The 12625-nt window shown below is 74.2% G+C and carries 9 protein-coding genes; 5 read left to right on the top strand and 4 right to left on the bottom strand.

The window, feature by feature from the left end; translation table 11 throughout:
- The first annotated feature begins 238 nt into the window (after positions 1–238).
- Positions 239–1249, top strand: coding sequence for a hypothetical protein (locus B5D80_RS25040; protein ID WP_088646399.1), 1011 nt, complete (start codon positions 239–241; stop codon positions 1247–1249).
- Positions 1250–1343: 94 nt separating this feature from the next.
- A complete protein-coding gene (locus B5D80_RS25035; RefSeq protein ID WP_088646398.1) occupies positions 1344–2348 on the top strand; it encodes an Acg family FMN-binding oxidoreductase in 1005 nt (334 codons plus the stop codon).
- A gap of 46 nt (positions 2349–2394) precedes the next feature.
- Here the strand turns inward: B5D80_RS25035 and B5D80_RS25030 are convergent, their stop codons facing one another.
- Complete coding sequence (locus tag B5D80_RS25030) at positions 2395–3540, bottom strand: fatty acid desaturase family protein (protein ID WP_088646397.1); 1146 nt, start codon at positions 3538–3540, stop codon at positions 2395–2397.
- A 14-nt stretch (positions 3541–3554) separates the two neighbouring features.
- Complete coding sequence (locus tag B5D80_RS25025) at positions 3555–4646, bottom strand: ferredoxin reductase (RefSeq protein WP_088646396.1); 1092 nt, start codon at positions 4644–4646, stop codon at positions 3555–3557.
- An 83-nt stretch (positions 4647–4729) separates the two neighbouring features.
- On the opposite strand from B5D80_RS25025, the gene B5D80_RS25020 reads away from it, so the two are divergent.
- The 3 genes from B5D80_RS25020 (at position 4730) to B5D80_RS25010 (ending at position 11301) form a co-directional block, all read left to right on the top strand.
- Positions 4730–5971, top strand: a complete 1242-nt coding sequence (locus B5D80_RS25020) for an RsbRD N-terminal domain-containing protein (protein WP_088646395.1) — start codon at positions 4730–4732, stop codon at positions 5969–5971.
- A gap of 180 nt (positions 5972–6151) precedes the next feature.
- Positions 6152–6511 carry an effector-associated constant component EACC1 gene (locus tag B5D80_RS25015; protein WP_088646394.1) on the top strand — a complete coding sequence of 120 codons (360 nt, stop codon included), beginning with the start codon at positions 6152–6154 and terminating at the stop codon, positions 6509–6511.
- Positions 6508–11301 carry a caspase family protein gene (locus tag B5D80_RS25010; protein ID WP_088646393.1) on the top strand — a complete coding sequence of 1598 codons (4794 nt, stop codon included), beginning with the start codon at positions 6508–6510 and terminating at the stop codon, positions 11299–11301. Before B5D80_RS25015 ends, B5D80_RS25010 begins: the two co-directional genes overlap by 4 nt.
- A 68-nt stretch (positions 11302–11369) precedes the next feature.
- On the opposite strand, the gene B5D80_RS25005 is transcribed toward B5D80_RS25010, so the two are convergent.
- On the bottom strand, positions 11370–11639 hold the full coding sequence (locus B5D80_RS25005; protein ID WP_088646392.1) for a GlsB/YeaQ/YmgE family stress response membrane protein: 270 nt from the start codon (positions 11637–11639) through the stop codon (positions 11370–11372).
- Positions 11640–11741: 102 nt separating this feature from the next.
- The gene (locus B5D80_RS25000) at positions 11742–12536 is read right to left on the bottom strand and encodes a dienelactone hydrolase family protein (protein WP_088646391.1); all 795 of its coding nucleotides are present in this window, start codon (positions 12534–12536) and stop codon (positions 11742–11744) included.
- Positions 12537–12625 lie beyond the last annotated feature (89 nt).

Here is a 12625-nt window from a genome sequence, read left to right as displayed (position 1 = left end):
CGTCGTCCCGGCCGGCACGCTCGCGATCCGCAGCCGGGATGCCGGGGCGCGGGCGGCGCGGCGTCGGGGCGGTCGCGTTCCGGACAGCGCGTAACCCGGTGCCCGGCTCGACCGTCATACAGGCGTCACCGACGCCCGGTCCGCCGCACCGCACGACCTGCCCGCGCCCACCCACCGGCGGGCCGGACACGGCGGGCCGGGGCGCGGTCCCCCACCACCACGTCCGATGGGAGCCATCATGATCCGTCACCGCCTGCTCGCCGCAGCCGCCGTCGGCCTGCTGACCGCCGTAGCGGCCCTGCCCGGCACCGCGCCCGCCGGACCACGCCGGGACGGCCTGCGCCTGTGCGCGCTGCATCCGCTGCCCCTGCCCGCCGGGGTGACCCACGGCCGGGCCACGGCCGTCGACCCGACCGGCCGGTACGTCGCCGGCATCGGCACCCGGATCACCGACGGGGTGTGGGAGCCGGTGCTGCTGCTCTGGCAGGGGGCCCGGGTCACCGCCGTGGACACCGCGCTGGCCGAGGACGTCGTGGGCGTCAACAGCGCCGGCGTGGTGATCGGCAACGCCTACGTCACCGCGATGCAGCGGCCGTGGCGCTACCAGGACGGCCGGCTGACCGACCTGCCCGTCCCGGGCAACGTCTCGGGCGCCTGGGTCGCCGGCATCAACGGGCGCGGGGACATCGTGGGGCACGGCGCGGTGGAGGCGACCGGGAGCTCGATCGCGTTGCGCTGGCCGGCGGACCGGCCGGGCACGGTCGAGACGATCGACACCCCGCCCGACGGGGCCGCCCTCGCGGTGCTGGACGACGGCACCGTGGTCGGCAACGCCCGGGTGTCGGCGGGTTCGTCCTCCTACGCCGGTTGGGTACGCCGCCCCGGCGGGCAGGTCGTCCGGCTCACCGTGCCCGGCAGGCCGAACGCCTGGGTGCTCGCGGCCCGGGGCGGGTGGGCGGCCGGCACCACGGGCGACGACCCGGACGGGGACCGCAGCCCGGTGCGGTGGGGGCTGGACACCGGGAAGGCCACCGTCGTCGACCCGGCGGTGGAACCGGTGCAGGACGTCACCGCCGGTGGGGTGCTGCTCGGCCTGCGGGCGGTGTGGCACGCCGACGGGGTGACACCGCTGCCGGGGGCGGTCGCCGGGTTCCCCGACGTGCAGGCGCGGGCGGTCACCGACACCGGCACGGCGGTCGGCTGGACCACCACCGACCGGCTCACCCCGGTGCGCTGGACCGGCTGCTGACGGGCCACCGGCCCGCCCGGTCGGGTCGTCCGGCCCTGGTCGCGTCCGGCCGGGCGGCGCAGGGTGGGGGCAGAGCTACCAGGAGGTGTCCGCGATGACCTCGCCGTCCACCCGTCCGGACCCGGTGCCGACCGTACGCGAACTGACCGCCGCCGCCGAGCTGTCCCGGTACGCCCCGTCGGTGTTCAACACCCAACCGTGGCGCTGGCGGGTCACCCGGGGCCTGTTGGAGCTGCACGCCGACCCGACGCGGCAGCTGACCGGCACCGACCCGGACGGGCGGCTGCTCGTGCTGAGCTGCGGCGCGGTGCTGCACCACGCCCGGGTGGCGCTGGCCGCCGCGGGCTGGCGGGTCGACGTCGACCGGCTGCCCGACCCGGCCGACCCGGGGCTGCTGGCCCGGCTGCGGGCCACCGGGCCGGGCGGGCTGGACCTGAGCGCCGCCCGGTTGACCGAGGCGATCCCCCGCCGGCGTACCGACCGGCGGGCCTTCGGCGACCGGCCGGTGCCCGACGAGGTGCTGACCGGGTTGCGGGCGGCGGTCGAGGCCGAGGGCGCGCACCTGCACGTGGTCCGGGCCGACCAGATGCCGATGCTGGCGGTGTCGACGGGCCGGGCGGCCGACGCCGAACTGGCCGACCCCGGCTACCGGGCGGAGCTGCACCGGTGGACCCACCGGCCGGCCGGCAGCGGTGACGGGGTGCCGGCGGCCACTGCGGTACGGCCGGCGCCGCGCCGGGTGCCGCTGCGCGACTACGCGCCTGGCGGTGCCGCCGGGTTGGCCGCCGGCACGGACTTCGACCGGGGTGCGGCGTACGTGATCCTGTTCGGCGACCGGGACGACCCGGCGGGGTGGCTGCGCGGCGGCGAGGCGCTGTCGGCGCTGCTGCTCACCGCGACCGCGGCGGGGCTGTCCACCGCCCCGATCAGCGACACCATCGAGCTGGCCTGGCCGCGCCGGATGATGCGGGAGCTGCTCGCCGACGTGGGTGAGCCGTACCTGGTGGTCCGGGTGGGGTGGGGGCCACCGGCGGCGGAGCTGCCGGCGGTGCCGCGCCGCCCGGTGGCCGAGGTGGTCCAGGTCGACCCGGACGGCTGACCGCCCGACGCCGGCCGCAGGGCCGGCGTCGGGACCGGGGCGGTGCTCAGACGCCGGAGGTGGCGAGCACCCGGGCCGGGGGTTCGTCGGCGGCCGGCCGGGCGGTCTCCCGGTTGGGCAGGGAGAGCCGGATGACCTTCCACCAGGCGGAGGCGACCTGCTTGGGCAGCGGGCCCGTGGTGTAGGTCAGTCCGTACCTGTCGAACAGCGCCCGCACCTGGGGGGCGATCTCCTGGTAGCGCTTGCTGGGCAGGTCGGGGAAGAGGTGGTGCTCGATCTGGAAGGACAGGTTGCCGGTCATGATGTGCAGCAGCCGGCTGCCGCTGATGTTGGCCGAGCCGAGCATCTGCCGCAGGTACCACTCGCCCCGGGTCTCGCCCTCGATCGAGGTCTTGGAGAACGTCTCCACCCCGCTGGGGAAGTGGCCGCACATGATCACCGAGTGGCTCCACAGGTTGCGGATCAGGTTCGCGGTGAAGGTGGCGGCCAGGGTGGTGAGGAAGGACGGGCCGGACAGCAGCGGGTGGATGACGTAGTCCTTGAGCACCTGGCGACGGATCTTGCGGCCGACCGCGCGCAGCCGGGCCCGGAACTCGGGGGCCTTGTGCCGGCCCTTGCGCAGGTTGCGGCCCAGCTCCAGGTCGTACGCGGCGATGCCGTACTCGAAGAAGCAGGCGTTGACGAAGTTCCACAGCGGCTGGCCGAGATGCATCGGGTACCACTTCTGGTCCTCGTCGACGCGCATGATGCCGTACCCGAGGTCGTTGTCCTTGCCCAGCACGTTGGTGTACGTGTGGTGCAGCTGGTTGTGCGAGTGCTTCCACTGGTCGGCCGGGGAGACGTGGTCCCACTCCCAGGTGGTGGAGTGGATCTTCGGGTCGCGCATGAAGTCGTACTGGCCGTGCAGGATGTTGTGGCCGATCTCCATGTTCTCCAGGATCTTGGCCACCGCCAGGCCGGCGGTGCCGACCACCCAGGCCGGCGGGAACAGCGAGAAGAGCAGCACCGCGCGGCTGCTCATCTCCAGGGTCCGCTGCGTCTTGATCACCTTGCGGATGTAGGCCGCGTCGCTCGCGCCGCGCTCGGCGAGCACCCGGTCCCGGATGGCGTCGAGTTCCTTGCCGAGCGTCTCGATGTCCTCGGCGCTCAGGTGGGCGATCGGGTTGACGGGCTTGTGCTGGATGACGGTCACGTCCGGCCTCCTGGTCAGAGATCGATGTCGCAGGTACCGGCCGCCGCCGACACGCAGGTCTGGATGAGCACGCCGTCACCGGGGACGGCGGTGGTGAGTTCCCCGGTGCGCAGGTCCCGCACCGCGCCCTGGCGCAGCGGCAGGACGCAGCCGTAGCAGATGCCCATCCGGCAGCCGGACGGCATCAGCGCGCCGGCGGCCTCACCGGCGTCGAGGATCGGGGTGCCGCCGTCGGCGGCGAGGGTGAGGCCGGTCCGGGTGAAGGTGACGCTGCCGCCCTCGCCGGGCGCGATCACCGTCGGCCGGAACCGTTCGGTGTGCAGCCGGTCGGCGACGCCGGCCGCCGTCCAGTGCTGCTCGGCGGCGTCGAGCAGGCCGACCGGGCCGCACGCCCAGGTCTGGCGGTCGAGGTGGTCGGGGACCAGGGTGGCCAGCTCGGCGACGCCGAGCAGGCCGTCGCGGTCGGTGTGCCGCTCGACCAGGCGGATGCCGCCCTGCGCGGCCAGCGCCCGCAGGTGAGCGCCGAACACGACGTCGTCGGGGGTCGGCGCGGAGTGCACCACGACCACGTCGGCGCGGGTGTGCACGCCGGCGCGGAGCATGCCCATCACGGGGGTGATGCCGCTGCCGGCGGTGAGGAACAGCACCCGGGCGGGGACCGGGTCGGGCAGGACGAAGTCACCGAGCGCCTGGTCGAGCTGGACGACGGTGCCCACCCGGGTCCGCCGGACCAGGTGGTTGCTGACCCGGCCGTCAGGAATGGCCTTGACGGTGACGCTGATCAGACGGTCGGGGCGGTCGGGGGCGGAGGTCAGCGAGTAGGCCCGCCACTGGCGTACCCCGTCGACGTCGACGCCGAGGCGGACGTACTGGCCGGGGGTGTGGCCGCGCCAGTCGCGGCCGGGCCGGATGGTGAGGGTCGCCGCGTCCCGGGTCTCGGGTTCGACGGCGACGATCCGCCCGCGCAGGGCGGCCCCGGCGCGCAGCGGCGCGACCAGGTCGAGGTAGTCCTCCGGCAGCAGCGGGGTGGTGACCGTCTCGGCCAACCGCAGGAGCCGGTCCCGGACGGTGGTCTTCGCCGCAGGGTGCGGGACGGTGGTGGTCATGAACCCAGGGTCCTCGCACTTTCGCATAACATCTTGACCGGGGAAGGTGAATCGGAGGTGGGAACTTGTTCGAAGGGAACAACATGTCGGAATCGGGGGCGACCGGTCACCTGGGTGGTCGACTGGAACTCGACGCGCCGGTGGCCGCCCGGTTACGCGCCCGGCTGCCGATGGTCGCCGCACACACCGTCACCACCATCACCGCCGAGGTCCCCGCCTACTCCGGCACCCTCACCGGCCAGATGCGCGAGAAGATCGAGAACGCGGTACGGATCGCGTTGGGCACCTTCCTCCAGCTCATCGAGCGGGCCGGCGCGGCGGCCGACCCGAGCACCCCGCTGGCCCGGGCGCTGGAGGCCGCGTACGCGCTGGGCGCCGGGGAGGCGCGGGTGGGGCGGAGCATGGACGCGCTGCTGGCCGCGTACCGGGTGGGGGCCCGGGTGGCCTGGCGGGAGGTCTCCACCACCACGGTACGCAGCGGGCTGTCCGCCGAGACGATCGCCGAGTTCGCCGAGCTGATGTTCGCCTACATCGACGAACTCTCCGCCGCCAGCGTCGCCGGCCACTCCGACGAGCTGGCCAACGTCGGCCGGGCCCGCCGGCGCGACCTGGACCGGCTCACCCACCAACTGCTCGCCGGGGAACCGGAGGAGGTGCTGCGGCGCAGTGCCGAACGGGCCGAGTGGCCCCCGCCGCAGACCCTGACCGTGGTGGTGCTGCCCCGCAGCAGCCTGCGCGGCGTGCTCGCCGTGCTCCCGGGGCACACCCTGGAAAGCGGCGAGGAGCTGCCCGGGGCGCAGTGGGCCGAGGAGGGGGCGCTGCTGCTCGTACCGGACATGCACGGTGGGCGGCGGCGGCAGCTCGCCACGGCGCTGCACGGGCACCACGCGGTGCTCGGCCCGGCCCGGCCGTGGGTCGCGGTGGCCCGGTCGTACGAGCGGGTGCTGAAGGCGCTCGCCCTCGGCCTGCCGTCACCGGCGGACGCCGCCGCGTGGGACACCGAGCAGCACCTTGCCCGGCTGGTGCTGCACACCGATCCGGAGGCGCTGGCCGACCTGCGCGCCCAGGTGCTCGCGCCGCTGGCCACGCTCCCGGCGGCGACCGCCGCGCGGCTGGCCGAGACGATGCGGTCCTGGCTGCTGCACCAGGGCCGCCGCGACGACGTCGCCGCCGACCTGTTCGTGCACCCGCAGACGGTCCGGTACCGGATGGGCCGGCTGCGGGAGCTGTACGGCGACCGGCTCAACGAGCCCGGCACGGTGCTCGACCTGACCGTGGCGCTCGCGTTCCCACCCGCCGACGACACCGGGCCCGCCGGCTCCTGAGCCGGCACTCCGTCACCACCGAGCCCTCCCCCACATCGGACGGTCCACCGGCCGCGCAATTCCCACCGGACTCGGTCGGGCGGTGGTCCGACATGGACGGTCGGCGGGACTGTGTCGACAGGACGACAGGAGAGCGTCCGGCGGCTGACACCGCGTGACGGCATGGGCCATGATGGCGGCATGCGTCTGATCTTCTCGGTCTCGGACTCCGACGAGTCGCCGGTGCACGACCTTCGCGACGAGCTGGCGGCCGATCCGGAGCTGCGCGACGCCCGGGTCCGGGTGGTCCACCGCGCACCCGAGCCGGGCACCCTCGGGGCCGCCGAGGTGCTGGAGTTCGTCGGCCAGGACGTGCTGCTGCCAGTGGTGATCCAGGCGGTGTACGACTGGTTCCAGGCCCGGCGCGGCGCCCGCCGGGGCGGCGACACCACCGTCACGGTCACCCTCACCGACAGCCCGGACGGCACCCGGGAGGTGAAGATCGAGGCCAGCGGCTCGGCCGAGGACGTCATCGCGGTGCTCCAGCAGGGCCTGCGGTGACCGCTGCGCACCAGCCACGGTTCGACCCGGCCCAGTCCCAGGCCGTCCTGCTGGGGGTCAGCACCTACGACCATCTGGGGCTGACCGTCCCCGCCGCCCGCGACAACGTCGAAGCTCTCGGCACGGCCCTCGCCGCCCGCGAGGTCTGGGGTCTGCCGGGCTGGAGCATCCAGAGCGCGCACGATCCCACCTCCGCCGAGATGGAGGGACGGGTCCGTAACGCCGCCAACTCGGTCGGCCCGGACGGCATGCTGGTGGTCTACTTCGCCGGTCACGCGGTCCTGGTGGGCCGGTCACTGCGGCTGCTCCCCCGCGAGGCCCCGGACACCTCCGGCACCGAGTTCCCGGTGGAGCGGTTCGTGGCGGCGGCCAGGGGCAGGGACGCCCGGCGGTGCCTGCTGATCCTCGACTGCTGTCACGCGGGAAACGCCAGTCTGGTCCTGCCGTCGGAGGCGCTGCACGTCGACGAGGACCGTGGCTGGCAACTGATGGCGGCCGTCCGCAGCGGGCCGGCGCGCGACGCGGGCCCGGACGAGCTGCACACCCCGTTCACCCGGGCCCTGCTGGAGGTCTTCAAGCACGGCCGGGCGGACGCGCCCGAGTGGCTGAGCCCGACGGACGTGCTGCGGGAGGCCGGCGAACTGCTGACCGGCGAAGGCTATCCCGCGCCGGCCCACAGCCCGGTCGAGTTCGACCGGGGCTGGGTGCGTAACCCGGCGTGGCGTCCGCCGCAGCGACGTGCGGTGCCGTTCCCCCGCCGGCCGGCCGGCTCCCCCACCGAACAGGGCGAACGGTCCGGCTTCGAGAGCGCCTGGCCGGCCCGGCAGGTGCCGTTCGCCGGCCGGGTCCCGGAGCTGGCCCGGGGCGGGGCCAGCCTGCGCCTGCCGCAGGGGGCGGTGCTGCCGGTCGTCGGGCCCCGGCACGCCGGCAAGCGGTACTTCGTCGACGAGGTGCTGGCCCGCTTCGCCGAGGAGGCCGGGCAGCTCGACGAGGTGGCGCTGCTGCGGCTGGACATCCCGAACAGCAGCGCACCCGAGCCGGTGCTCGGGGTGCTCGCCAGGGAGCTCGACGTCACCATCGACGACGTCACCGACTACGGCATGGACTACGCCGAGGCGGTCCGGACGACCCTGGTCGAGGAGTTGCAGCGGCAGTTGCACCGCCGGCGGCTGATCCTGTTCGTCGAGGGTTCCCGGTTGGGCACCCGACCGGAGGCGGTCCGGGCGCAGCTCGACCGGCTGCTGGAGCTGTCGGTGTTCGACCGGGCGCTGGTCATCATCGCCACCCGGGCGGAGGTCCACGTCAGCGGCGACAACCGGCTGCGTTACCTGCCGGTGGTCCAACTGCGGGAACTCAGCGAGGACGAGGCCACCACGCTGGTCGACCAGGTGCTCTCCGACCCGGTGTACGGCGGCGGCCTGACCATCACCGGGCTCGCCGAGGGCAGGCTCTGGACGGAGCTGGACGACAAGCTCGTCCGGCTGCCCGGGGTGCTGCACAACGGGGTCGACGAACTCGCCAACGACGTGTTGAACAAGCGGATCGAGCAGCCGGGCGTCGAACACCTCGTCGACGCGCTGCTGCGCCGCTCGGCCGCCACGGTCGGCGCGGGGTTGCGGGACGTGGACTGCTTCGCGCTGTGGACCGGCGTCGACGGCGACCGGGACCGACCCGGCGCGCTGGCCGTGCTGACCGCCTGGGCGATCACCGACGGGCTGTGGATGTCCACCGAGCTGCTCGAATCGATGGGCTGCGGGCTCACCCCGCAGGCCACCCACCATCTGGTCGAGGCGCGCATCCTCACCCAGCAGGAGCACGACGGCACCCTCTGGCACGACCTGGGCCGGTCGACCCGGCACGCGCTGAGCAACGCGTTGACCGCCACCCTGCGCGGCAGCGGCGGCGACAACGTCTACGGCCGGGCCCTCGTCGACGGTGCCGAACTCACCCCCGACCAGCTCGACGAGCCGGTCGCCGAGGCGATGTTCGCCCTGGTCACGGCGATGCTGCGGCAGCGGCAACGGCACCCCGACAACGCCGACCGGCACGTCATGAAGGGCATCGACCGGGCGATCGGCTGCCTCGACGAGGCGGTGGCGGGCGGGTATCCCCGGCTGCGGGAAACGCTGACCAAGCTCGCCGCCGCGTTCTCCGGCGACGCGGCGTTCAGCCCGGTGCGGCTGGAGGCCACGGCCACGCCGTCGGACGCCGATCCGGTCACGACGCCGGGCGAGGCCGGGCCACCGGTCGTCGACGTCCCCGCCGGCCGGCCGGTCCGGGCCACCGGCTACCCGGTGGTCGCGGGCGCCGCCCGGCTCAACCAGGCGATGCGGGCCACCGGGCAGAGCCAGCAGGTACGCGAGGCGTTCGTGGCCGCCGCCGACGCCGTGGCGGAGGCGATCGGGCAGGCCGACCGGGACGCGCTGTCGCACCGGCTGCTGAAGTCGATCGACACCGCGCTGTTCATCGGTGGCCGCCGGCTGCGGGCGGGCACGAGCCTGCTGCCGGCCCGGGAGCGGGCCGCGCCGGTGCTGGCCGACTACGCCCGGGTGGCCGGCGGCAGCCGCCCGGACCTGATCACCGTCGCGATCTCCTGGCTGCTGAACACCGTCGACCTCCAACTCACCTCGGGCCGCGTCCCCGAAGCGCGGGCCGCGCTCGGCACCGCGTTCGAACTGTTCGACCTGATGCCCGAGCCGGTCACCCTGCGGGACCGGTTCGCGGTGTTGCAGATGCGCCACCGGCTGCTGTGCGGTCGCGCCCGGGGGCAGCGCACCCTGGCGGAACGGGTGGCGACGCTGTCCGAGGCGACGGCGGCGGTCAGCGAGGGGTTGGCCCTGTCCGGGTCGGACAGCGACCGTGGCCTGTGGAGCATGCGGCTGTGCGGGGTGGCGACGCTGCTCGTCGCCGAGCAGCCGACCTTCGCCGACCAGGCGGCGACGGGCCGGCGGGTGGTCGAGGAGCTGACGGCGGCCTGGGGTTCGCCGGCCCGGTGGCCGGGCGACACCCGGATGTACGTGTGGCGGCTGCTGCACGCCGTCCACCGGGGCGACCCGGACGTGGTCAGCCAACTGGACGCCGCCCGGCGGACGATGACCCTGGTGCTGACCGACGGCGAGTTCCCGCTGTTCCCGGGGATCGAGGCGGAGGTGCACCTGTTCGTCGCGCACTGCCTGCGCCGCAACAACCAGTTCGCCGAGGCGACGACCGAGGCCGAGGTCGCGCTGGAGTGCGCGAAACGGGCCCACGAGGACCGTCCGGGCGCCCAGTCGCTGCTGCGGGAGCTGCGCATCCAGCGGGAGCTGGGCGGCTGGCGGGCCGAGGTCGACGCGCCCCCGCGCGCCGGCGAGACGCCCCGGGCCCGGCCACGGGACCAGAAACTGCTGCGCCGGATCAGGGAGGTGCAGAACTGGCTGGCCGAGCAGGAGCACACCACCTGGCACCATGCGGTACTCGACCTGTGGTGCCACCGGGCCCGGTGGAGCAGCGAGGGCAACCTGCTGACCGCCTCCACCCCCGAGGGGCGGGAGAGCAGCACCGTGCCGCCGCCGGAACGGCTGGTCAACATCCGTCGGCTCTACCGGGTCCGCCGGGACAAGCTCGACGGGCACCTGCGCCGGTTCAGCCACTCGATCGAGCTGCTCCAGATGGAGGTGGGGCTGGAGCGGCAGTACCGGCGCTGGCTGGGGGTGCTGGAGACGTACCGGGACGAGCAGGGGGTGAACCGGCGTCACGACGTCGACAACAGCGCGGTCTGGGAGCTGATCCGGGCCGCCGAGCAGCGCTGGCCGGACCATCCGGGGGTGCTGGAGGTCAGGGCGGAGTTCCACCGCTACATCTGGGAGTACCGGCAGGCGATCGAGACGTACCGGCGGCTGATCGTGACCGCGTCGGACGGTCGGGGACGGTTGCGGCACGGGCTGGCCATGGTCGAGGCCGTCGTCGGGTACGCCCAGTTCGCCTGGCCGCGTAACGACCCCGATCCGCGTCCGCTGCTGCTGGAGGCGGGCGAGCTGCTCGCCGCCGAGGAGCGGGAGGGTCCACTGCTGGAGCAGTCGGTGATCCTGCGGACCCGGGTCGACCTGGAGCTGAACCGGGAGATCGCCTGGAGCGACGTCGAGCGGGTCGCCACCGAGATCATGAGCGACGGCGGCTACACCGAGGGTGTCGCGGCGATGCTCAACCGGCGGTGGAGCGGCGACGCCGTGGTCACCAGCCTGGCCGACCCGGGGGTGTGGCGGATCCCCGAGAACAGCGAGTTCGCCGAGCAGCTCAACAGGTTCTTCGGCAGCACGCCCCGGGTGCGTCCGCCGGCCGACCGGGAGGTGACCGACGAGTCCCACTCGACGATCGCCGACTTCCTCCGCGAGAACTTCACCGAGGTGCAGCTCCTGCGTGGCCTCGGCGCGGTCTACCTGCGGATGGCGGAGCTGCGCCGGGACCCCGCCCAGGCGGTGCGGGCGTTCCACTTCTTCGACGGGTGCCGGGTGTTCCAGCAGGTCCACCTGGGCGGCCGGGTCACCCCGGTCACCAACTTCCTGATGGCCCGGGCGATCCTGCTGGCCGCCGAGCTGACCTTCTCGGCCGACCCGATCACCGGGCCGTGCCCGTGGGAGGGCCGCAGCTGGCTGGAGTACGCCGAACGGCTCCTCCAGTCGAGCAAGGACGAGTCGGTGGGCGAGTTCGGCAAACAGTGCAGCCACTTCCGCAAGGAGACCAGCACCCTGCTGCGTGCGGTCCGGGTCCGGCAGGGCATGGAGAAGATGCGTAACCTGCGCCGCCCCCGGTGACCGACGCCCCGTAACGGCCGCGTCGGCCCGCCCCGGGGAGAGGGCGGGCCGACGCGAGGGGGTGCGGGTCAGTGCCGACGTCGGCCGTACGTGCCGGCGAGGAGCGCGACGCCGACGGCCGCGAAGGCCACCTGGAGGAACAGCTCGATCCAGTCGATGCCCGGGGTGTCGTCCACCCCGAGCGCGCCGGCGAGCAGGGTGCCGAGGATCGCGGCCACCACGCCGATGGCCAGGGTGAGCAGGATCGAGATCTTCTGCTTCCCGGGCACCACGAGGCGACCCAGGGCACCGATGATCAGACCGATGATGATGGCGGTGAAGAAGCCCTGTACTTCCACGTGTGTCGTCCCTCCACGAGTCGCTGTCGATCTGGACTCTGCCCCGGGTGGGCGGGCGGTGAAACCACGGCGGGACGCTGCGGGCCAAATGTCACGCGACTGTCATGACCTCGCGTGGGGACCGTCATCCGACCGCCGCTCCGCGCCCCGCAGGGTCCGCTCCAACAGGTCGAACAGCGCCGCCCAGTGCCGCTCGGTGGCCCCCTCGTCGTACATGGCGGTGTCGGCCATCGTGAAGCCGTGCGGGGCGCCGGCGTACACCTCGGAGCGGTAGGTGACCCCGGCGGCGTCGAGCGCCCCCTCCAACGTGGCGATCTGGTCGGCGGTCATCGACTCGTCCCGGTCGGCGTGGGCGAAGTACAGCTCGCCGGTGACCGCGCCGACGCCCCGGTGCGGGCTGTCCGGCTCGTCGGTGACGACCCGGCCGGCGTGGAAGCTGGCCAGCGCCGCGATCCGGTCCGGGTGCGCCTCGATCGCGCGCAGCGCGTTGGTGCCGCCCATGCAGTACCCCACGATCGCCACCGGCCCGTCCGTGACGTCGTCGCGGGCGGCGAGGAAGTCCAGATAGGCCCCGGCGTCGCGGGCCACCAGCTCCGGGGTGAGCGCGGTGATCAACGGCACGATCCGGCCGAACAGCTCGCCGCGCCGCTGCGGGTCGGCCAGGTCGGCGACGTCGACGCGCGGCATCGGGCCGGTGCGGTGGAACAGGTTCGGCACCAGCACCAGGTAACCCTGCGCGGCGATCCGCTCGGCCATCTCGGCGAGCCGGGGACGCAGCCCGAAGGCGTCCATGAAGAACAGCACCGCCGGGAACGGCCCGTCCCCGTCCGGCCGGGCCAGGTACGCATCCGCCGCGCCGTCGCTGGTCGGAACCTCCACCGTCGTCGTGCCCGCCATGGTGTCTCCTCACCCGGGTGCCGGCGCACCCACCGCGGGAACGCTACCCGCTGCCGCGGCCGCCGGTGGGCCGTGACAGGCGCGTCCCG

The sequence above is a fragment of the Micromonospora wenchangensis genome, from assembly GCF_002210435.1.
Classification (GTDB): domain Bacteria; phylum Actinomycetota; class Actinomycetes; order Mycobacteriales; family Micromonosporaceae; genus Micromonospora; species Micromonospora wenchangensis.
The sequence above is the reverse complement of the archived record's forward strand: the minus strand, read 5'-3'. Positions and strand labels throughout refer to the sequence as shown.